Source organism: Paenibacillus sp. BSR1-1 (assembly GCF_030403775.1).
In the GTDB taxonomy this organism is placed as follows: domain Bacteria; phylum Bacillota; class Bacilli; order Bacillales; family Cytobacillaceae; genus Neobacillus.
In genome coordinates, this window is record NZ_JAQMWQ010000006.1 from 122,004 (window position 1) to 144,574 (window position 22,571).

Here is a 22,571-nt window from a genome sequence, read left to right on the forward strand (position 1 = left end):
TTCTAATAGGAAGGAGAAAGCACTGTGATAAATGAAATCACTACTCTGAAAAACATTGTCAGGTATAATGGACAGAGATTTGTTGAGGTTGAGGATGACATAGCAATCGAATCAGCCTTAACGATCATATTAGACGGAGACGAGTTTGCCACAATGGTATGCACCCCTTCTGAATTGCAGGAATTGGTGGTTGGGTTTTTAGCTTCTGAAGGAGTGATTCGGAGCTATTCAGATATCAAATCGCTTCACATCGATGAGGATAAGGGATTCGCATATGTGGATCTAATAAACCAACATTCAATTCAAAAAGATTTTCATTCGAAGCGATTTATTGGATCCTGTTGTGGTAAAGGGCGTCAGTTTTACTTTCATAATGATGTCAAAACAGCAAAAACCGTCAGATCAAATTTGACGATTACACCTCATCAATGCCGAAAATTAATGGAGAAACTTCAGGAAAGCTCTCCACATTTTCAGCAAACAGGGGGCGTGCATAATGCCGCTTTATGCACAATGGACGGAATCATTATATCAAGAACCGATATAGGAAGGCATAATGCCTTGGATAAACTTTTTGGCTATTGCATTATCCATAAAATTCCACTAAAGGAAAAGATTATAGCCTTTAGCGGCCGAATCTCATCGGAGGTTTTACTAAAAGCAGCTAAGATTGGAGTGGGCATAATCCTATCGAAATCCGCCCCAACGAATCTCGCCTTAAGTCTGGCGGATGAACTTGGAATTACCGCTGTTGGCTTTATTCGTGAAAACGGATTTAATGTGTACACCCATCAAGAACGGATCCAAGAATTAGTAACTCATGACTAATTGAGAGGGAAATGGAAATGAAAAAGATACTAGTTACAGGTTTTGACCCGTTTGGCGGTGAGCCTGTCCAATCCCGCGCTCAAAGCAGTAAAGCAATTAGATGGAAAAATAATTAGAGGCTATGAAGTTATTACATGGGAAATACCTACGGTTTTCGGCAAAGCAATTACCAGGCTTATAGAGGCAATTGATGAAATCAATCCTGATCTTGTCATTTGCGTGGGTCAGGCAAGAGGGAGGTCCACGATCACTCCGGAACAGGTAGCCATCAATGTGGATGATGCAAGAATCGCGGATAACGAGAATAATCTGCCAATTGAATTAGAGATTGTTCCAGGCGGTCCATCTGCATACTTTACCAATCTGCGAAAAGGAACAGCGGGTTTTCATGTTGCCAAAAGGTAAATTTCTGAAATCTCATAAAATTCTGTTGCCTTTGAAAGCGTTTGCAATTATAGTGATTATAGGCGGATGCAAACAACGCTTTTTAAACAAACCTAGACTATCAAAATGGCTTTCAAGAACAACTTAGTACATTCAGAGGAGTAATAAAAGGTGCTAATATTGTACTAGGAGAGGGGAATTTGATATGGGGAATTGTTTGATTAAACCTTTAAAAGATCTAATTTATACGGTAAAAGTAGATTACCGTGAACTTACTGACGAGGAACAATGGGAAATCATAGCAAAGTCTTTTAAATATTAAATTTAATTTGAGGAAGCTAATCATAGCTTTAAATCCCCTGCATGAATGTCATTTAAAAAGGCATTCATGCAGGGGATTTTTTTGATGTTAATAGGGATATTTAGGTTCGGTATGTATTAGCTGATTGAATCAAAAAATAATATTTAAATTATAGGATAAAAGAAAAGGAGAGTAAAATCATAACAAATAAACGTGGAGGTACATGCCATGACGTTAAACCCCAAGAATTTTATTAAAAAGTGTTTGAAAGCAGTCCCATATGTAATTGCTTTATGGTTGAGTGGTGATCTTGCAAGTAGTACGTATGCTTCCATACTGCAAAAACCTGTTAAACCTAAAGGTGCAACAGAAATAACCAAAAAGGTAAATGCAAACATTAAAAGTCAATTGAATTTTGCAGATAGACAGGATTTTGAGGATGCACATCGAGGTTTCCTTGCTCCATTAGAGCCAGTATTGAAAACCGATAATGGTGATTTACCTATAAATTTTTCTAAACTTGCAGCAATAGTTAATACTCCTGCATCGCCATCTACCGTTAACCCTAGTTTGTGGCGTTCAGCCCAATTACAAAATATCGGCGGGTTATTTATGGTGAAAGATGGGGTTTTTCAAATTAGAGGTTTGGATATTGCGGTCATGACTATTATAGAAGGAAAAGAAGGTATCGTCATTTGTGATACACTGACTACAAAAGAAAATGCCAAAACAGCATTAGAGTTGTATTTTAAAGTAAGAGGTAAAAAACCGGTTACCGGTATCGTAGTCAGTCATAGTCACATAGACCATTTTGGTGGAATGCAAGGGGTGATGCAATATGCAGAACATCCAACTATTCCAGTGGTGGCTCCTGATGGATTTATGGATGAGGCTGTTAGTGAAAATGTCCTTTTAGGAAACATCATGGCAAGACGCGCACAATATCAGTTTGCTCAAGTAATTCCTATAGGTGCTGCTGGATCAGTATCGCAAGGGATTGGACCCGCAATTCCAGAAAGTGCATCAATTGGGTCAAGTGGTATTTTAAAACCTACTATTGTCATCAAACAAGATGGTGAAAAACAGGTGATTGATGGTGTAACCTTCTCCTTTTTGATGGCTCAAAATACAGAAGCCCCAGCAGAAATGAATGCATATATAGAAAATTATAAGACAATGTGGGTAGCAGAGAATGTTAATCATTCACTTCACAATATTTATGCGCTGCGTGGTGCAAAAACTCGTGATGCTGCGGCTTGGTCTGATGCTATTGATCGTGTAGAGAAATTTGTCCAAACAACGGATGCAGAAGTATTAATTACTTCTCATTTCTTTCCCACTTGGGGTAAAGACAGAATAAATGAATTGTTGGAAAAACAGCGTGACCTGTATAAGTATTTACATGACCAAACGATCCGTTTAGCAAATGAAGGGTACACAATGGATGGAATTGCAGAAATGGTTACACTTCCAGATAGCTTGGGTAAATTCTGGGCAAATAGGGGCTATTATGGAACCATCAAACACAATGTAAAGGCTATCTACAACTTCTACCTAGGTTATTACAGCGGTAACCCATCTGATTTAGATCCACTTCCACAAGAAGTTTCAGGTAAAAGATATGTAGAGTACATGGGTGGAGAAAAGAAGGTGCTAAATCGTGCAAAAGAAGACTTCAAAAAGGGTCAATATCGCTGGGTCGCACAAGTGTTGAAAAATGTGGTCATGGCAAATCCTTCAAATAATGAAGCAAAAATTCTTTTGGCGGATGCTTATGAGCAACTTGGTTATCAGGCAGAATCAGCGATCTGGCGTAACTCGTACCTCGTTGGTGCTCACGAATTAAGAAATGGTATTGATAAAAAGTTTTATGAAAGCCATAGATTGAATACATCTGCCTTATTTGCAAATATGCCAGTAAGTGACTACTTAGACTTTCTATCTGTTAAACTGAATGGAATGAAAGCAGATAAGAAAAAAATCACATTAACATTGTATATCATTGATACGAAGGAAAAGTTTTTGCTGATCTTAGAAAACTCAGTATTACGGTATGAAAAAGGACAAGTTTCAGTTCAGCCAGATGCCTCCTTAACGTTAGATAAAGCTACTCTGTTCGGAATAGGTTCAGGTGCCGTAACAGTTGACCAAACAATTGCAGAAGGAAAACTGGCCATTCACGGAGACGAAGGTAAGTTAAATGATTTACTGTCTCTTATGGACAACTTTGACCCGGAACCAAACATTGTAATACCGTAATAGGAAAAACAGGAATTGTAACATTCAAATGGTAGCCTTTTAATTTAGCATGGTTTACTATAAAAATAAAACGTTATGAAGTGTTTATTAAGGCATTTTTAGTAAGTGCAAGTGATCAGGAGTTGTCAAAATGTTCGTTATTGGTGTTTTAGGATCTAACTTATTTATTGAAGCCATTTCTGAATATTATCCATTATTTCCAGAAGTTTCGTTTGTTGACTATACCTATGAATCTCCTTGGGAAATTGACCATTTGATTGATAAAGCAGGAAAAGAGGTTGATACCTTACTTTTTTCTGGAGCAATTGCCTTTTATTTTGGTCAAAGAAAGATTAACGAGAACAAACTAATGGCAACTTATGTTCCTTTTCATGAGTTTGTTGTTTCGTTATCATTATTTTCCATTTATTATCATGAAAAGATACCGCTGGAAAAGATTTCGATTGATTTGCCGATGCAGGATTTTATTGAAAATGTAATAAAGGAAATTCAGATTTCAAGTGGGCCTATTTTTATTAAAGATTATCCTTGGATTTTTAACTTTGAAGAAGAGAAGTCATCCTTTGATTTTTCGCAATTTGTAAAGTTTCATGCTGATTTATATCAGGAGAAGAAAACACAATTTGCCTTAACAAGCATTCATGCTGTATATGAGGAACTTCAGAAATTAGAGATTCCATCTATTTATATGGTTCAGCCTAAACAATCCTTAAAAGAAGCATTGGAAAAGGCCATAACTTTGACGAGGTTAAAGAAAACAAAAGATTCACAAATTGCTGTACTTTCCATTAAAGTTAACAACTATCCTTTACATCCGGATGAACAAGTGTTTAGACTCCAAATCTTGCAACATTTACACGATATCGCAAGACAGTTAAATGCAAGGGTGTCACACGATCACTTTCAGCCTTTTCTAATCTATACCAATAGAGGATCATTGGAAGCCGTTCAGAAAGAGCGATTGCAAAATATCTTAGAATTTGAAGGAAAAATAAGATCATCCATAAAAATCGGAATTGGGTACGGTTATACCATGAATGATGCGGAAAACCATGCAAATCAAGCATTGTATTTTACTGAAAAGCAACCTTCGGAAAAGACCACTATTTTTCTATTAGATGAAGATAAAAAATTAATTGGACCACTATTTGAGAATGAAAAACAATTTAAGTTAAAAAACGAGAATCAGGAAATTCAATTGATAGCTGAGCAACTGAAAATGTCGGCGAAGAATTTGCTAAGGTTTTTTGATTTTCTGAGAATCAATCAATTTCGTTCTTTTTCTGCCCAGGAATTAGCTGATTATTTCGCCGTAAGCAGGCGGTCAGCTGAACGGATGATAAAAAGATTTCTTGATCAAAAATATTTATTCATTACTGGCGAAGAACAGCCATATGATCAAGGACGTCCTCGGGCACTATATAATATCACGGAGAAACTAAATGATATGCTGAATTCATAAAAATATTGATTTTTATAAATTAACAGCATATTATTAAATTAATAATTAACGACACTATAACGACATTGTCGTTAAATAGAAAGGGAGATCAACTTGAAAATTATTAAAGCGGATATCGTTGGCATCCATTTGCCGTTAAAAACACCTTTTATTATTTCCTATGCGACATTTGATTACATGCCTTCCATTATTGTGAAGCTGGAAACAGATGATGGATTGGTGGGTTATGGGGAAGCCGTTCCTGATGAGCATGTAACAGGGGAAACGTTTTTCAGCACAATTGAAGTTTTAAAACATCACTTAATCCCTGCCATTATGGGAGAGAGCCCATTTGCGATTGAAAGACTCCATCACATTATGGATAGCAGCATTCACGCTAATCCGGCAGCAAAGGCTGCGATTGATATTGCCTGCTTTGATTTAATGGGAAAATATACGGACAAGCCCATATACGAATTAATTGGCGGGAAATTTCATGACGAACTCACTTTTGCAAAAGTGTTAAGTATCGAGGAGCCTGAAATTATGGCCGAGAAAGCGAAACAGGCGGTTGCACTAGGCTATAGCTCCTTAAAACTAAAAGTTGGTTTTGATCTTTATATGGATTTAGAACGGGTGAAAGCTGTTCGAAATGCGGTAGGATTTGAGGTGCCAATCCGAGTGGATGTCAATCAAGGCTGGAAGGATTATTCAACAGCAGCTCAGGCCCTTCCATTACTTGAACCGCTGCGGATTTCCTGGCTCGAGCAGCCAATCAAAATGGGAGACATCGATGGGCTCGCGGAGCTTAGAAAGAAAACAATTATCCCGATTATGGCGGATGAAAGTGTTCATAATGGCGCGCATCTACATGAAATTATCAAGAAAAATGCGGCCGATAAAATCAACATTAAATTAATGAAATCCGGCGGTATCTATCCAGCGATTCATATGGCCAAAACAGCAGAATACGCAGGAATCTCCTGCCAAGTTGGATCGATGGTTGAATCCTCCATCGGGTCGGCAGCCGGCTACCATACGGCCATGGCAAGAAAAAATATCACAAGTACAGAACTGACGGGACCATTATTATTTAGTAAGGACATTGGTAATTTGGAATATCAAATTCCTTTCGTTCATTTAAGTGGCAAGCCAGGATTAGGGGTTGATGTGCAGGAGGATGCGCTAAAAGAGTTAACGGTAAAACAAGAGACTGTACAGCTACTAGCCTAAACAGAGTGATGAGGGATTGAGTATGAAAAAGGCAATAGAAAAAATTAGGCCCATTATTTTTGAGTTATTTGATCATTTACATGAGCATCCGGAGCTTAGTTGGAAGGAGGTAAAAACAACCCAATTCATTGCAGATTTTCTACAAAGAAACGGATGTCTTGTCAGGACTTTTCCAGACCATACCGGTGTTGTCGGTGAATGGGGGAATGGTACAGAGGATTCCTTGACCGTTGGAGTCCGCGCTGATATGGATTCGTTATGGCAGGAGGTCAACGGAACGGTTCAAGCCAATCATTCCTGCGGTCATGATGCCCATATGACTATGGTTTTAGGGATGCTGCTTTTATTAAATGAAATGCAAGTACATTTGCCGGGGCGTTTAAAATTCATTTTTCAGCCTGCAGAAGAAACGGGCAATGGTGCTTTAAAAATGATCGAAAAACAGGTTGTGGACGAACTTGATTTTTTATATGGCGTCCATTTACGTCCGATCCATGAGCTTTCGAAAGGGACGGCATCACCTGGGATTTTACATGGGGCAGCAGAAACAGTTTCTGCTAGAATCATAGGTTTTGATACCCATGGGGCAAGACCCGACTTAGGGGTGAATGCAATTGAAGTGGTTGGAACGATTGTTGAGCAAGTAAGAGGAATTCGTTTGAATCCTTATGACTCTTACTCTGTAAAAATGACACAGGTCAGCGCTGGCGGTGAAAACAGTAACATCATACCTGGATCGGCCCAATTCCACTTAGATTTAAGGGCCCAAACCAATGAGACTATGAATGAGTTGGCTAAAAAAGTTGATCATATTTTAGAACGAGTAGCATCACTATATGAAGTGAAAATTGCTTATGACCATAAAGAAAAGGTCTATGCGGCGGTGTTAAATAAAGAAGCTCAGAAGATTATGGCTCAAGCGATTGTGGAAACATTGGGCGAGGAGCAGGTAAAGCCGCCGGTGGTAACACCAGGTGCGGAGGACTTTCATTTTTATACAAAGGAGCGCCCGCATCTGAAAGCTGCTATGCTTGGGCTAGGCTGTGATTTAGAGCCTGGCTTGCATCATCCAAATATGAAGTTTAACCGGGAATCATTATTAGATGGAATTGAAATTCTAACTCGAACCGTGCTTGCAACTTTTGAACAAGCTAATCAGTAAGTGGGACAAAATAATAAATAGGATAACTATATGTAAAGGAAGTAAAAGGGATGAGCAATACAAAAAATATCAGTTTTCGTGCCATCGAATCAATCGGTGATCTCGAAAATGTAAGAAGGTTAGAATCAATCATTTGGAGTGAGTATGAGTCCACACCAATCCACCAAACCCTTACTGCGATTAAAAATGGGGGAATCATGCTGGGGGCATTTACCGATGAAAAACTTATTGGATTTCAATTCAGCTTTCCTGGTTTTAATGGAGAAAAGGTCTATTTATGTTCCCATATACTAGGGATTCATCCCGAGTATCGGAAATTAGGGATTGGTGAAAAACTGAAACGCCTGCAAAAAGAAGAAGCGTTGAAAAAGGGGTATGATTTAATTACCTGGACATACGATCCTTTGGAAACCGTCAATGGAAATTTGAATCTGCACAAGCTTGGAGCAAGATGTAACACATATGTTGAAAACTGCTATGGAGAAATGCAGGATGAACTCAATGAGGGAATGCCATCCGATCGATTCACTGTGGAATGGTGGATTAAAGAAGAAGCGGTTGAAAAACCCAACCAGTATGAAATCGATAACGATTCTCTATTAATGAAGGTAGTGAATGATTCCAACGGATTCCCAGTTCCCTTAGAAACGGAAATAAGGAAGAATTCGGAATCAGCTTTTCTTTTTGTACCAGTACCAAGTGATATGCAAAATCTTAAGAAATATAGTCCAGAGCTCGCGTTATCGTGGAGAATGAGCACCCGGCAAGTTTTTACACACTATTTTCAAAATGGCTGGACGGCAATCGATTTAGTGAAGAGCCAATCCAATGCTAATTTATATTTGTATGTATTAAAGCAAATGAATAAATGAAGTAATTAAAGGGATGAGCTAAAAAGCCTCATCCCTTTAATTATTTTCTCAGTATTTGAGAATACTAAACAAAAACTTTTAATGCCTTTTGTTTGATGGAGTTTGTCTTTTAATGAAAATCATGTACCTGACAATAGAACTTATCATTGGATTTTTTTCTTTGTTCATAATAGTGAAGCTTGTTGGAAGAAAAATTAAAAGCTACTCAGGATGATTTTAATTTGCCTTCACAAGCAGTATTTGTTCCTGTCACGATCATTCGAGACGGTGAGGTATTATGGGATGAAATCATGGAATTGGGCTTCGATGAATCATGGCTGCAGTCACAATTGAAAAACAAAATATAACGAATTATAAAGACGTATTTATAGCCGAATGGCTGCAGGTTAAGAAATTGAATGAGGAATACCAAGTTTTGATTCAAAGAGGACTAATGTTGGCATCAAAATAAGCAATGTGGTTTCAATGTATAAAGATCGTGCAATTTGTACCTTGTTTTAGGGTTAAACTAACATATACTGACTTTGAGGAGTGAGAGGATGTTCGTGAAAGGGAACATTATTGCAGGTGAATTTGATTCGATTATCAATGAATTTTCCTTACAGAAAGTTAAGAATTTCGAAATAGAGTCGGTCCTTAATGAAGACCAGTTAAATAATATTTATCATTATTTAAAAAAACATCAGCATGAAGAGGATGGGCAGATTATTACTTTATACGATCATATGCTTGTACGCTTAGCACAGAATGAAGTTAACCAGTTAATTGTTGATTTAGAGAAAGTAATGTCCTTGTATCACTGATACATATAAGAGTATTTTTTACGAACTAAAGAAGCAGACCCCCACTGGATCTGCTTAGTTTTATGATGGATTTGTTGACCATAATCCAGCTGTTTTAACGAATACTCTTGGATTAAATTTTAAACTAGCCACGACTAATTCTGCAAGGTCTTCTGGGTGCATCACGTTTTCTTCATTGCCTTTAACAAGATTTGTATCAATGGCTAAATCTGTAACGACCGTACTTGGTGTTAAAGCAGTAACACGGACATTATGTTTTCTTACTTCTAGCATAAGTGATTCTGTTAGCCCTAAAACAGCGAATTTAGAAGCACTGTAGGCACTTGTTACAGGAGCACCTTTTTGGCCAGCAGAGGAAGAGATATTAATGATATCTCCTGATTTTCTTTCGATCATTCCTGGTAATACTGTTCTTGTTACATTATACACACCCATTAAATTGACTTGGATGATTTTTTCCCATTCTTCTGGTGTTAGATCAAGGAACCCACCAAATTTAGCAACACCAGCATTGTTGATTAGGATATCAATTGGGCCTAAGTCTGATTTGATATGTTCAACAGCATGGGTAACGGATTCAAGATCGGTCACATCTGCAGTTGCTGCAGAAACCTTTACATCAAATTGTGCTAGTTCAGCAGCTACCTTTTCAAGATTAGCCATATTTAAGCCGATTAGGCCTAAATGAACGCCTTCTTTTGCTAAGGCGATAGCAGTAGCACGTCCAATGCCTCTACCTGCGCCAGTAACTATTGCAGTTTTTCCATTTAAAGAAATCATTGTATCACTCCTAAAATTATTACAAATTGAAGTAGTTCATTCTAACAGAAAAACCTCAATCTTGCATGGAAACAGCTTGCGGTCTTTCCTATTTAGAACTCGAGGAATAATATATTTATTCCAAGTTGGCGTGTCTACCGTACATTTTATTGGTATCCAAACCTTTCTTCTCCATGAACCGAAGAATTACAGCGTCGTAAAATAGTAAAAGTGTTTGCTCAAACAATGAGCCCATTGGTTGAATCGTCTTAAAATCACTCTCCGACTGATCTTTAGGTGAGCCAGGCAACTTAATTGTGATATCCGCTAATTGTCCAATAGTGGACTCAGGGAAAATAGTTACAGCTGCAATCGTACCACCGATGCTGTTTGCTTTCTCAGCCATGGAAACTAAACCTTTCGTTTCTCCTGAACCTGATCCAATGATTAAGATGTCATCTTTTTCAAAGTTAGGGGTTACTGTTTCGCCAATCACAAAGGCATCAATCCCCATGTGCATCATTCGCATAGCAAATGATTTAGCCATAAATCCAGATCTACCTGCGCCTGCAACAAAGATTTTTTTTGATTCAAGTATCCCATTAACTAATTTTTCAGCTTCATCATTCGAAATTAAATCTACGGAGCGATTTAACTCTTTTATGATTTCAGCTAGGTATTGAGTTGTATTCATGATCTGAATTACCCTTGATTAATCATTTGTTGCATTTTGGCAGCAGCAGCTTTTTTATCAGCTTGTCCAGTTATCCCGCCACCTACAATGACAAGGTCTGGTTGTACTTTGATGACTTCTGGAAGTGTGTCTAATTTAATACCACCTGCGATTGCAGTTTTAGCATTTTTTACAACACTTTTAATAGTTTGTAAATCTTCAAATGAGTTCTTTCCAACAGCTTGTAGATCGTAGCCAGTGTGCACACAAATATAATCAACACCCATAGCGTCCACTTCTTTTGCACGTCCAGCAAGATCTTTTACAGCAATCATATCAACAAGGATTTTTTTACCTTGTTTTTTCGCTTCTTCAACAGCACCTTTAATAGACATATCTTCAGAAGTACCAAGAATTGTGACGATATCTGCACCTGCTTCAGAAGCTTTCATTACTTCATAACCAGCTGCATCCATGATTTTTAGGTCTGCTAAAACTTTTAAATTAGGGAATGCTTCTTTTACTGCCTTTACTGCATGGAGACCTTCATTGATAACAACAGGTGTTCCGATTTCAACGATATCAATATGTTCCTCTACTTCTTTTACCAACTGAATTGCTTCTGGGATATTGACTAAATCTAATGCTAATTGTAATTCCATCTATATTCACTCCTATAATTTTATTATTGTTATACAGTGATAATGTTCCCAAAGGGTAATAATACTTTTACAGTAATATTATCCTTATAGTGCATTATCTGTACCTGCCAGCATAAGAGATATCATGTTCTCTCGCTGAACAATTGCAAGTATACAACGTATATAACAATAATAAAAGTACGCACTTTTATTTTACATAGTGCTAAAAAGTATACTATGAGACAAACGCTTATATAGTCATACTATTAACTATAAAAGAAACAATGCACCATTCCGCATGGCCTATTTAGTTGCTTGGAAAATGGGATTAGAAATGATATTAGCGCCAAAAGGGCTGGTAGATGATGGGGTAACTGCCTTATCAATTATGGCAAATGCCATGTGGGGCTTACCAATCTTTGCACTTTTTTAGGTTTAAATATCCCTATATTACTCTTTAAGCTAAAGAAGTAAGAAAAACATTTGTGATTAGAACATTGTATGCAAACATCATTACTTCTTTTGGATTAGTTATTTTTAATCCATGCCTGATATTACACAATCGGATGTTAATTGTTATTTACGGTGGAGTAATTTTAGGTGTAGGGGTAGGAATTGTTGTAAAAAGCGGAGGGGCCATCGATGGATTGAAATGCTGGCTATATGGTTTAACCGGAATAATCGAATTCCGATTGGCACATTCTTATTAGCTGTTAATGTTGTAATTATTAATATTGCTGCTTTTGTCTTTTCACTAGAAACCACTTATTAAAGCAAAAGAGTACTTAATAGGAATATATCATCATTAGCCTTTAATCTAACTTAGTATTCTACTGGGTATTTTGGTATTAACGGAAAGGATCCACCAAATTGCTGTTAAGCGATTCTTATTAGTACGGGAAATTCCACCTTTCCCATCACGTACCACCACATTTCCGGATCGCTCCCCCATTTGCACATCATGCTGGTTTAAAGTCGTTAATTCAGAAACACGTAAGCCGGTATAAAGTAGAAGATAAGCAATTGCTATCGAGCGAAGAACAGGCGAAGTAGGGGCAATCATCACTGCAGCAGCAAATGTTCAAGATAACGGAAAAGGATGGGAAGGTGAATTGAGCGTTGCATCAGATCAATTTATTCCCAGTCTTAATCGATTATCATCAACTATCAAACGAAATGGAACAAAAGCTATTTTACAACTTTTCCATGCAGGAAGAATGACAGATTCAGGAGTATTACGTGGTGTACAACCGGTTTCTGCCAGTGCCATCGCTGCCGAACGTCCGAATGCAGAAATTCCAAGAGCGTTAACAGAAGATGAAATATTCGACTTAATCGAAGACTTTAAAAAAGCGACTGAACATGCAATTAAGGCTGGATTTGATGGGGTAGAAATTCATGGAGCAAACACCTATATAATCCAACAATTTTTCTCTCCACACTCAAACCGTGGTGAAGACCAATGGGGAGATTTTATTGTGGGATATCGTTTTTCTCCAGAAGAATATGAAGAACCTGGAATAAAAATGTCAGATACCCTTTATCTTGTTGATAAATTAGCTGATAAAAAGTTAGACTATTTGCATATATCATTGGGTGACTTTAAGCGAGTATCTGTATCTGAAGATTATAAAGAAAAATCTATTATGCAATATGTTCATGAAAAAATAAATGGACGTGTACCTTTAATTGGTGTTGGTGATATTCGTACTAAACAGGATGCAGAGGATACATTGACAAACGCTGAAATAGTGACAGTAGGGCGCTCTCTCATCATTGACCCTCATTGGACAAGAAAAGTGCTAGAGGGAAAAGAAGATACGATCAGAAGAGTACTAGTTGATCAAGATAGAGAAGAACTCATGATAGGGAATGGGATTGTAGATTTCCTGAGTATTATGATGCCTGATCGATTACGCTAAACCAAATTCAATAAAAGCGCGGGTCGCAAGTAAGTTGGTTACATTCTTGAATACAGCTAACGGGAGTATTAACGGTTGATTAACTTTTTACATGGTTGTGACGAACGTAGAAAGTTTACGTTCGTCACGATATTCTAGAAAAATCATATCATACGGCTTCATTTCTAACTAAGTTAGAGTACGTTAAATGTATAAGGAATATGTTATTTTAGAAAGGGACGATGATGAAATGGTTACAGAAATCCAACTAAATGATACTAAAATTAAAATCACACAATATGATGAAAAAAAGATAGAAGGTAAAACTCAGATATCGTTAACTTTTTATGTTACAAGTGACGACTACCATGACATAGCAACGTTATTATACAAAGGAACATTTGATGTAATCGTACTCGAGAGACATCTTGAGTTCCGCGGAACGATTCAAGAATATTCAACATCAATTACGAATCTATACGAAAAAGGGCAAATTGGTGAATATAAACTGACTTTGAAAGAAGCGGAATAATAGAAAAGGGGATTTTCATCTTATGAAATTAAGCATTTTAGATCAGTCTCCCATCTCAACTAATCAAACGGCAAATGAAGCATTACAGGAATCAATGAATCTCGCACGCATTGGGGAGACATTAGGATATTCACGTTATTGGATTGCTGAACATCATGCAATGCCAGGGCTTGCATGCTCCGCGCCCGAGGTAATGTTAGGGTATATTGGGGCAAATACAAAAAATATACGAATTGGCTCTGGAGCAGTTTTATTGCCATACTATAAGCCGTATAAAGTAGCAGAAACCTTTCACATGTTATCCACTCTATTTCCTAATCGAATTGATGTAGGGATTGGAAGGGCTCCGGGTGGTCCTGCTGAAGCATCAAATGCATTATCGGATAATTATTTGCAACATGTCTATAAAATGCCTGATTTAGTAAATGAATTAATTAAATACATAGATAATGAAGGGACCGTATTAGAGGCTTCTCCGTTACCGCAAATTAGTCCTAATCTATGGATGTTAGGTACAAGTAGAAAAAGTGGAAATTTTGCGGCGGAAAACGGTTTAGCCTATAGTTTCGGACAATTTATGAGTGATGAAAACGGAGCAGAAATCGTCCAACAATATCGTCAGTCATTTCAACCAAGAAAAAAAGGCCAAAAACCATACGTCATTATGGCTTTATCAGTAATATGTGCAGAAACTACTCAAAAAGCAGAAGAAATTGCTTTAAGTTCAATTGTTTGGGAACTACAAAATGAGAGTATGGAAGGAAACAAAGGAGTTCCTTCTGTTGATGAGGCAAAAAAAATTCTATTAAATCTACGTAATCAAAAGTCTATTGAAAGAATAAAAAAGAAAATGATTATAGGTACTCCTGATGAGGTGAAAAGTAAAATATTAGAAATTCAATCTCATGTATTAGCAGATGAAATCATGATTGTAACTATCACTTATTCATCAAAGGATAAGCATCAATCATATCGATTAATCGCAGAACAATTTATTAAATGAAAAAGTTAAGATTAAAAGGAGGAAATTGTCATGAACAGACTACAAGGGAAAACAGCGATCATCACTGGTAACAGCTCTTGAATAGGGGTTACTATTGCTAAGGAATTAGCCGTGATGGGAGCAAATGTTGTCTTGGCTGCTGCCGACTGGAAAAATTAAACGAAGTAAAAAATGAAATTACAGGAGTTAACAAATGGCAAGGTGAAAGTAATTGCTGTCCAGGCGGATATGTCAGTTAAAAATGAAGTTGATCAGCACGTGGAAAAGGCGCAAGCAAAGGTAGGTAATGTAGATATTTTTGTCAATAATGCTGGGCAAATGCTAACATCAACTATTCTTTCGGGGCAGGTGGAGGAATGCGAGCAAATGATTGATGTAAATATTAAAGGTGTGATTTATGGCATTCATGCTGTATTGCCATCTATGCTGAGCCGCTCAACAGGCCATATTATTAATATTGCCTTCGGTTGCTGGACTTGAACTTTCAAAAACAAGTACCGTCTATAGTGCTACAAAGTACGCTGTTCGGTCTATTTCCATGGGATTAGAAAAGGAACTTGCCAAAACAGATGTAAGAATAACGAATATTTCACCAGGGATGGTAGATACAGACTTGAACAGCAATTACGACTGGAATGATCGTAAAATGCTTGATGCAGTTGATATGGTAAGGCTGTTGTCTATGCAATTACCCAACCTGACTTTGTGAATGTCAATGAAATTACAATTCGTCCAGTGTAAATTGAGTGGGCGTACCAGTTCTTGTTGCAAATAAGCACTGTTCAACGGCATTGCACAACAGCTCCCTGTTGGACGGATTGCAAAGCCGGAAGACATAGCTGAAACCTATGTATACCTTGCTAAAAATGGTTTTACTACTGGTACGGCTGTTCTTATTGATGGTGGAGCCCACTTAGTATAATGGCCTAAAAGGATGTTGAACGGAAGCTTATCACCCTGCCAAGCAACGGTTCTAACTAAAATAGAAATAAGTTAAGAATTAAGTAATTTACTGGTGGCAATACTGCAAAAGAGTATTGCCGCCTTTTTTGTTATTAGGTACATAAAAAGATACAAAAGGAAGTGTTGATTTTTAATGAGTGTACAGGACGAAAATAAATTAACAAAAATAAAAAATTCCCTTGAAAGTCGTGTAGTTACATTGCCTGATGGAACTTCTATGCCAAGAATAGGACAAGGAACTTGGTACATGGGAGAAAATCCTCAAATGAGAGAAAGGGAAATCAAAGCTTTACAACTCGGAATAGAATTAGGCATGAAACTAATAGATACGGCGGAAATGTATGGTGATGGCGATTCTGAACGCTTAGTAGGTGAAGCAATTAAAGGACGAAGAGATGACATCTTTTTAGTATCAAAAGTGTATCCTCATCATGCAGGATTAGATATGATTGCCAAAGCGTGTGAAAACAGTCTAAAAAGGCTGGGAACCGATCTTCTTGATTTGTACCTTTTACACTGGCGAGGACGTGTGCCATTAGAAGAAACCATTGAAGGAATGGAAAAGCTACGCAAGGAAGGAAAAATAGTAAGGTGGGGAGTCTCCAATTTTGATTCCGATGATATGAAAGAGTTATGGAACACCACTAACGGAAAAAATTGTATGATTAATCAAGTATTATATCATCTTGGTTCAAGGGGTATAGAGTATGATCTCTTACCATGGCAGCGAGAACATCACATGCCTATTATGGCATATAGCCCGCTAGCTCAAGGAGGTTCTTTAAGAAGACAACTGTTAACGGATCCAACCATTTTAGAGATTGCAGAAAAATACGCTGTACAACCCTTACAAATAGCTCTCGCTTGGACAATCCGTTCTAACAATTGTCTAGCTATTCCAAAAGCTGTTCAAGAAGAACATGTACTAGCAAATGCGGAAGCAGCTATTATTGAATTGACAAAAGAGGATTTAAATAGACTTGATGAAGTATTTCCGCAACCGACTAGAAAAATGCCTTTGGACATTATATAGAAATTTTAGAGGATAGACAAAGAGAGAGGGGATAGAATGTGTATGTCAACAGAGGTATTGGAAGATTTACTCAAGATGCAGCTAAAAGTGGAATTAGAAATTATCCGTTTGCAGTTACCGAATCAGGAACGCCTGAAGTTAAAGAGATTCTAACTCGTCACTTGGTGACCAATAAAACTGTTCTTAAAAACCATTTTTTTGTGAAATGGTCGGAAATATATGAGTTTTAAGATTGAAGGTAGACTCGTCAGCTATTTCCCGGATAAAAACCGATTAAACCTCACCTGACGTAATGTAAAAATTATTCAACTATTTTTTATTACGAAAAGGTAGAAGCAGGGAATTCATCAATTTTCATACGAAGTAAACTATAAGGTTTCTGTCGCAGGTCTTTTCCATAATGAATCCTTGCCTGCCGATGTAATTGGTTCACAATGACATATAAGTATTGATCCGGCCCAATTGAAAAAGTATCTGGCCATAAAATTCTCGGATCATGAGCGATTGTTTCCATTATGCCATTCGGCAATATCTTTCGAATACTGTTGTTTTCATAGTCTCCGGCATAAATGGTTCCTTTTGCCCCAGTGATCATTCCATCAGACGCACCTTTTTCTCCCCAGTACTCCACCTGATAAAGTAAATCCATGTCAAGTATCGTTCTGTCTCTTAGAGCTTCTGTTGAGATCGAATACAAATGCCGACTGGTAAGTGGACAATAAAATAAAATCTTTCCATCGGGAGAAATCGCTATACCATCAGACGCCGATCTAAATGGAAATGTTGAGTCATCTTTGTTTCGGTTCATCAAAATTTCACCTTCTACTTTCGGTAAAATATAAGGGTCGGGTGAAGTTGAATTTGCTCCATTTAGCCGTCTAAACGAGTTTCCATTTTCTAGATCTACAACGATAATAGCTCCTGTTCCTTTGGAAGATGAATCTGTTATATATTCATAACCCGCTTTTCCAACAGAAGTAACAGATTCAACAGTTCCACCTTTTTCAGATAAACTTATGATATTTCATATAGCGACACTGCTTTCTGCAGCAATTGCTTATTATAGTGAGGCATTATCAATGGGACAAAGAAGAGATTTAACGGCAGATTACGCACGAATGATTAACGAAGTTGCCTTAATTGCTGAAGATGGTATAAATCTATTAATAGAAAAGGGATGGATGGAACAACCTCCCTCTGCCACTGATCACGAAACTATTGCAAAGAATTAGATTAATGATAATTATGCTTTATGAAAAAGAAAGGACATAGTTATGATGGGTGTCAAAATGGTTGATAAAAAAATAGTCGGTGAAAAAGCAGCAGAGTTTGTTAAAGATGGCATGGTTGTGGGGCTTGGTACGGGTTCGACAGTTTATTATACATACAAAAGCTTGGTCAGCTAGTGAAGGAAGGCCTTTCCATTAAAGGTATTCCAACTTCTGTTCAAACGGAAGAATTGGCTAAAGAATTAGGCATTCCACTTACTAGCTTAAGTGAAATAGAAAGTATAGATATTGCTATTGATGGAGCAGATAAAGTCAATTCAGAATTAGAACTAATCAAAGGTGGTGGCGGCGCACTTTTAAGAGAGAAAATCATAGCGAGAGCAGCTAAAACATTTATTGTTGTAGCAGATGCATCAAAAAGAGTAGAGAAATTAGGTGCGTTTCAATTGCCCGTAGAAGTTATCCCGTTTGGTTATGAAATGACGGAAAAACATATTAGAGCCATTGGTTTAGTCCCAGAAATTCGATTAAACAGAGAAAATTCGTTTATTACTGATAATGGAAACTATATTTTTGACTGCCAAATTCCTGAGCACCTTCAGCTTGAAATGTTGGAACGAATGCTTAACATGATACCGGGAGTCGTTGAAAATGGGTTGTTTGTTGGAATGACTGACTTGGTGATCACTTTAGATCAAGAAAAAAATGTTGTCATGTTAAGAAGGTAAGGACAATAGAGAGAGACTTTGGGTCCCTCTCTATTTATAGTTTTATTGAATCTTTACTATGATTCTACCTCTTGCTTGTCCTTTTAAAATAGTAGGCAAGTTTTCAGGTAATTCTTCAAGTGTAATTTCTTTCTGTATAATTTCAGAAAGAGTAGAAGGTTTTAAATCGGTTGCCATTCGATTCCAAAGGTCTTGTCTAACATGCATTGGACAATAAACAGAATCGATTCCGAGAAGGTTTATGCCACGTAAAATAAACGGAAACACGGTGGTAGGAACGCTTCCTCCACCAGTTAACCCACTGACCGCAACTGAACCATTATAGTGGATTTTACTTAAAATGGAAGCAAGTGTCTCTCCTCCTACTGGATCAACCGCCGCAGCCCATATTTGTTTATCAAGGGGCTTGATTTTACCGTTAAAGACATCTTCACGAGAGATAATCTCTTTTGCACCGATCTTATGTAAAAAAGTATGCTCAGAATTTTTACCAGTACTAGCGACTACTTCGTATCCTCTTTTTGAAAGCATGGAAACAGCTAAACTACCTACGCCGCCAGTTGCTCCTGTAACAAGAACTTTGCCTTTTTCTGGTGTTAAACCGTTATCTTCTAACCTTTGAATGGAGAGGGCTGCAGTAATACCTGCTGTCCCCAAAATCATTGATTCTTTCAACGTTAAATTTTTTGGTAATTGGACAATCCAATCACCAGGAATTCGGGCATATTCACTATAACCTCCATAATGGGATACACCAATTTCATAGCTTGTTGCTATGATCTCATCTCCTTCGCGGAAGCGTGGATCTTGAGACGATACGACTACACCTGCTAAATCAATACCTGGAATAAAGGGATAGGTTGTAACGATTTTCCCATTCGGAATACTTGCTAAACCATCTTTATAGTTTATAGCAGAATAAACAACTTTGATTAAAACATCACCTTGAGGTAACTCATTTAAGGTAATATTTTTGACTTGAACAGAAAAATCGTTTTCATTTTTATCAATCATCAATGCTTTAAATTGTTCCATTTTCTTTCACTCCGTTCTTGAACAGCAGAATAGAAATATATAATCACTGCAAATATATAATATATGGAATTATATTACAAGTACATACTTTTATTTTATATAGTGAAAAAAGTATACTGTTGGTTATAATAAATATGGAGGTGAAGTGAAATGTCACGAATGCAGGATAAGATGTTTAATTGTGAAAAAGAATTAACTCTTTCCGTTATCGGTGGTAAATGGAAGATGCTTATACTATGGCATCTAGGAAAAGAGGGAACGAAGCGATTTGGTGAACTGAAATCTCTTATGCCAGGGATCACGCAGAGAATGCTAGTTAATCAATTGCGAGAACTGGAAGAAGACTTGATTGTAAAACGCGAGGTCTATCCCGTGGTTCCTCCAAAAGTAGAATACTCCCTTACTGAACAAGGAAGAAGCTTGATGCCGATTCTCGATGCTATGTATAACTGGGGGAAAGATTATATGGAAACTGCTGGGTTGAATCCTTTAGTAAGACAAGAGTCGATTAGGTAAATTTTAACTGGTAATCTAAGGTTGACTCCGGCCAAGGGGGTCAACCTCTTTTCATGATAATTTAATAATTATTTTTAGTATTTTGTAATGCCTCAAAATAAAGCTGATAATTAACTTTTATATTCATTTTTCCCCAAGCGGCTAACCATACCTTTTCGCTGATGGGTTTGGAAAAGGGGCTAAGGGTGTGTGTTCCGATTTGAAGAGGATCCACCTTCAGCTCTTGCATTTTTTTTATGAGGTCCGTCGTTTTCATTTCTAATTCAGTTTCAATTTCCTTATGAAGCTGCATCAGTTCATTTCCGTTGAGGATATTTTTATTACCTTGATATTCCTCAATTCTTCCATTTAGTTTCACGTTTATTGTAACTAGGGAAAGATTTTTATCTAAATCCACATTTACTCTTGAGCGTAGATGTCCAATAACCACATCTAATTTGGGTATTGGAAAAAACTTCAAATAGTGATCATTGTCAAGAAGTTGAAATATTTGATCTTCGGTATTTTTGACTGTTTCTATTAATTTATCATTGCTAAAAAAAGCAGTCCCCTCATAAGTAAAGTTATCTTTCGCTACTTTGAAAACAGGAAGAACGGGATCTGAAAATGGTGAAAATAGCTTATTTTTATATTCATGCAAATTGACAATGGTCATTTCACCTTGTTTTTTCCTCTCATAGTGTTTTAGCATCCGATACAGGTAATAATCAAGGTTTTCTTGCTTCTTTGCTTGTCTGTTAATATATTCGTCAAAATTCCCTTTAACGATTACTAAATACATTCGTTGCGAAATATCATAGTCTGTCAATAGCGTGTTAATTAACTGAATAATCCCTTGTTTCGCTAATTCCTCATGAATTAAAAACATACGGAGTTGTCCAACCTTCAATTCACGATAATATCTTAAATTAAAGTCTTTTCCTCCCTGTTTAAGGAGATCAACTTCTAGTGTTAATAAGCTTTTTGGCTCATTTACTAATGGAGGGACTAATGTACTCATTTTTATTTTTCGTTTTTCGCCTTTACTAATTGACCAAAAAGTGACAGGGGCAATATCTTCAATTGTGTTGTTCTCAACAAATGGGGCACATCCTGGAATCATGACTAATGAAACAAAGATTCCCCAAACTAAAAGAATTTTCTTTCGTCTCATGCTTTTACACGCCCTTTTAGCTTTGTCAATAGTAGCAAGAATGTTGGGACGATAAAGTAAGTTATTCCACTTAACCAAATTTGAATATTCAGGAGAATATTCTGTTCCGTTTTAATGGACCAAATCCAATTATTCACAAATACAAAGCAGAGAAATAACACAATACAAGTGACAGCAAAACCCATACGTGAAGGTTGGGTACTTGTTTTTTTTAGAATGATTCTTGTAGCCCCATATATACATAACAAGAAAATTGATAAAGCAAAAACCAATACAAACATATGTAGTGAAATCAGGATAATATCCAGTCGTTCAAACATGGGAGATTGTAAATATCGAATCATATGAATAATAGGGTATTTACTTTTACTTAAATAATTTGAACCGAAAAAGAATAAACTCGCAATAAACAATAGCAAATACTCTGAAGTAGAAAGAGCATTCGCATAGGTTAAATATTTACGCATTTTTTGTTGTGGTTTGATCCAAGGAATTAAACAGATTAAATACTCTGGTCCTGAATATGAAGACCAAATGAGTAACAATCCTTTCCATGAATCAGTTGTCCAATTTGTTGGTATCAAGGGATACAAATCATGTAATGCAGCGATTGGTGGAATAAAAAAGGGAAAATATAAAAAAATTATCCAAAAAACACATAAAAAAACAATTACCACAAACCGTATGGTATTTTTCATTCCTAATGAAGCAACATAGGAGCTCGTAAGAAGAATGAAAAAAATAATCCAATTTGAATTCATTGATGGGAAAATAAAATCATGAATGACTTCTAAGTATCCGAGTGTGATCACCGTTATTTTGATTAGTATCAATATAAGGCCAATAAAAGTCAAAAGCCTTACCATTCGAACACCAAAAAGCTCTACAAAACCTTGATATCCCTTTTTAGCATAATTTGATTCTAGCCATTTGCATAACAGCCTTATATTGAGTTGGGAAAAGATTGCCATTGCAACAATGCCCCAAATCATAAACGGGTGTAATAGGTAGGTAGGCAATAAAAAAAATAGGAAAAGCATTTGGAAACGGTTGACGATGAAAAAGACATAGATTCCGTCCATTTTAGATGATTTATCAAATAAGGAAAATGTAGTCAACTTT

Annotated in this window: 21 protein-coding genes and 6 pseudogenes; 20 read left to right on the top strand and 7 right to left on the bottom strand. The window is 36.9% G+C overall.

Annotated elements, in window-relative coordinates; translation table 11 throughout:
- Positions 1-24: 24 nt before the first annotated feature.
- The 9 genes from fdhD to PH210_RS12170 all read left to right on the top strand — a co-directional run bounded on the left by fdhD (position 25) and on the right by PH210_RS12170 (position 9,283).
- Entirely contained in the window at positions 25-828 is an 804-nt protein-coding gene (gene fdhD, locus PH210_RS12130) for a formate dehydrogenase accessory sulfurtransferase FdhD (protein ID WP_289985659.1), read from the top strand.
- Between the two features lie 57 nt (positions 829-885).
- Entirely contained in the window at positions 886-1,233 is a 348-nt protein-coding gene (locus PH210_RS12135) for a pyroglutamyl-peptidase I family protein (RefSeq protein ID WP_289985857.1), read from the top strand.
- Positions 1,234-1,741: 508 nt separating this feature from the next.
- On the top strand, positions 1,742-3,772 hold the full coding sequence (locus PH210_RS12140) for an alkyl/aryl-sulfatase (protein ID WP_289985660.1): 2,031 nt from the start codon (positions 1,742-1,744) through the stop codon (positions 3,770-3,772).
- Between the two features lie 130 nt (positions 3,773-3,902).
- Positions 3,903-5,234, top strand: a complete 1,332-nt coding sequence (locus PH210_RS12145) for a MarR family transcriptional regulator (protein ID WP_289985661.1) — start codon at positions 3,903-3,905, stop codon at positions 5,232-5,234.
- A 93-nt stretch (positions 5,235-5,327) separates the two neighbouring features.
- A complete protein-coding gene (locus PH210_RS12150) occupies positions 5,328-6,446 on the top strand; it encodes a mandelate racemase/muconate lactonizing enzyme family protein (RefSeq protein WP_289985662.1) in 1,119 nt (372 codons plus the stop codon).
- Positions 6,447-6,468: 22 nt separating this feature from the next.
- The gene (locus PH210_RS12155; protein WP_289985663.1) at positions 6,469-7,608 is read left to right on the top strand and encodes a M20 peptidase aminoacylase family protein; all 1,140 of its coding nucleotides are present in this window, start codon (positions 6,469-6,471) and stop codon (positions 7,606-7,608) included.
- A gap of 50 nt (positions 7,609-7,658) precedes the next feature.
- On the top strand, positions 7,659-8,480 hold the full coding sequence (locus tag PH210_RS12160; RefSeq protein WP_289985664.1) for a GNAT family N-acetyltransferase: 822 nt from the start codon (positions 7,659-7,661) through the stop codon (positions 8,478-8,480).
- A gap of 221 nt (positions 8,481-8,701) precedes the next feature.
- Positions 8,702-8,827 carry a DUF421 domain-containing protein gene (locus PH210_RS12165; RefSeq protein WP_289985665.1) on the top strand — a complete coding sequence of 42 codons (126 nt, stop codon included), beginning with the start codon at positions 8,702-8,704 and terminating at the stop codon, positions 8,825-8,827.
- Positions 8,828-9,019: 192 nt separating this feature from the next.
- The gene (locus tag PH210_RS12170) at positions 9,020-9,283 is read left to right on the top strand and encodes a hypothetical protein (protein WP_289985666.1); all 264 of its coding nucleotides are present in this window, start codon (positions 9,020-9,022) and stop codon (positions 9,281-9,283) included.
- A gap of 60 nt (positions 9,284-9,343) precedes the next feature.
- Here PH210_RS12170 and PH210_RS12175 read toward each other — a convergent pair whose 3' ends face one another.
- The 3 genes from PH210_RS12175 to hxlA form a co-directional block, all read right to left on the bottom strand.
- The gene (locus PH210_RS12175) at positions 9,344-10,063 is read right to left on the bottom strand and encodes a 3-ketoacyl-ACP reductase (protein ID WP_289985667.1); all 720 of its coding nucleotides are present in this window, start codon (positions 10,061-10,063) and stop codon (positions 9,344-9,346) included.
- A 115-nt stretch (positions 10,064-10,178) separates the two neighbouring features.
- Positions 10,179-10,736, bottom strand: coding sequence for a 6-phospho-3-hexuloisomerase (gene hxlB / locus PH210_RS12180; protein ID WP_289985668.1), 558 nt, complete (start codon positions 10,734-10,736; stop codon positions 10,179-10,181).
- Positions 10,737-10,744: 8 nt separating this feature from the next.
- Positions 10,745-11,377: a 3-hexulose-6-phosphate synthase gene (gene hxlA, locus PH210_RS12185; RefSeq protein ID WP_289985669.1), complete on the bottom strand. Its 633-nt coding sequence runs from the start codon at positions 11,375-11,377 to the stop codon at positions 10,745-10,747.
- Positions 11,378-11,654: 277 nt separating this feature from the next.
- Here hxlA and PH210_RS12190 point away from each other — a divergent pair.
- The 8 genes and pseudogenes from PH210_RS12190 to PH210_RS12225 all read left to right on the top strand — a co-directional run.
- A pseudogene (locus PH210_RS12190) lies at positions 11,655-12,116 on the top strand (YitT family protein); the annotation flags it as partial.
- Positions 12,117-12,417: 301 nt separating this feature from the next.
- Positions 12,418-13,278, top strand: a complete 861-nt coding sequence (locus PH210_RS12195; protein ID WP_289985858.1) for an oxidoreductase — start codon at positions 12,418-12,420, stop codon at positions 13,276-13,278.
- A gap of 229 nt (positions 13,279-13,507) precedes the next feature.
- Positions 13,508-13,789, top strand: coding sequence for a DUF3219 family protein (locus tag PH210_RS12200; protein WP_040375763.1), 282 nt, complete (start codon positions 13,508-13,510; stop codon positions 13,787-13,789).
- A gap of 22 nt (positions 13,790-13,811) precedes the next feature.
- Entirely contained in the window at positions 13,812-14,792 is a 981-nt protein-coding gene (locus PH210_RS12205; protein WP_289985670.1) for an LLM class flavin-dependent oxidoreductase, read from the top strand.
- Between the two features lie 171 nt (positions 14,793-14,963).
- Positions 14,964-15,272, top strand: coding sequence for an SDR family oxidoreductase (locus PH210_RS12210; RefSeq protein ID WP_289985671.1), 309 nt, complete (start codon positions 14,964-14,966; stop codon positions 15,270-15,272).
- Positions 15,250-15,714: pseudogene (locus PH210_RS12215) on the top strand (SDR family oxidoreductase). The gene PH210_RS12210 and the pseudogene PH210_RS12215 overlap by 23 nt, the downstream one beginning before the upstream one ends.
- 174 nt (positions 15,715-15,888) lie before the next feature.
- Entirely contained in the window at positions 15,889-16,788 is a 900-nt protein-coding gene (locus PH210_RS12220; protein WP_289985672.1) for an aldo/keto reductase, read from the top strand.
- Positions 16,789-16,862: 74 nt separating this feature from the next.
- A pseudogene (locus PH210_RS12225) lies at positions 16,863-16,952 on the top strand (spore coat protein); the annotation flags it as partial.
- Between the two features lie 155 nt (positions 16,953-17,107).
- Here PH210_RS12225 and PH210_RS12230 read toward each other — a convergent pair.
- Positions 17,108-17,761: pseudogene (locus tag PH210_RS12230) on the bottom strand (L-dopachrome tautomerase-related protein); the annotation flags it as partial.
- Between PH210_RS12230 and PH210_RS12235 the strand changes: the two are divergent.
- Together PH210_RS12235 and rpiA are read left to right on the top strand one after the other, a co-directional pair.
- Positions 17,754-18,020, top strand: a pseudogene (locus tag PH210_RS12235) (DUF3231 family protein); the annotation flags it as partial. The pseudogenes PH210_RS12230 and PH210_RS12235 overlap by 8 nt on opposite strands.
- A gap of 57 nt (positions 18,021-18,077) precedes the next feature.
- A pseudogene (gene rpiA, locus PH210_RS12240) lies at positions 18,078-18,745 on the top strand (ribose-5-phosphate isomerase RpiA).
- Positions 18,746-18,787: 42 nt separating this feature from the next.
- On the opposite strand, the gene PH210_RS12245 reads toward rpiA, so the two are convergent.
- A complete protein-coding gene (locus tag PH210_RS12245) occupies positions 18,788-19,780 on the bottom strand; it encodes an NADPH:quinone oxidoreductase family protein (protein WP_289985673.1) in 993 nt (330 codons plus the stop codon).
- 150 nt (positions 19,781-19,930) lie between these two features.
- Between PH210_RS12245 and hxlR the strand changes: the two genes are divergently transcribed.
- Positions 19,931-20,296 (top strand): transcriptional activator HxlR, encoded by a 366-nt coding sequence (gene hxlR / locus PH210_RS12250; protein ID WP_289985674.1) that lies wholly within the window; start codon positions 19,931-19,933, stop codon positions 20,294-20,296.
- 61 nt (positions 20,297-20,357) lie between these two features.
- Here hxlR and PH210_RS12255 read toward each other — a convergent pair whose 3' ends face one another.
- Positions 20,358-21,449: a Ger(x)C family spore germination protein gene (locus PH210_RS12255; protein ID WP_289985676.1), complete on the bottom strand. Its 1,092-nt coding sequence runs from the start codon at positions 21,447-21,449 to the stop codon at positions 20,358-20,360.
- Positions 21,446-22,420 (bottom strand): GerAB/ArcD/ProY family transporter, encoded by a 975-nt coding sequence (locus tag PH210_RS12260; RefSeq protein ID WP_289985677.1) that lies wholly within the window; start codon positions 22,418-22,420, stop codon positions 21,446-21,448. Before PH210_RS12260 ends, PH210_RS12255 begins: the two co-directional genes overlap by 4 nt.
- Between the last annotated feature and the right edge of the window lie 151 nt (positions 22,421-22,571).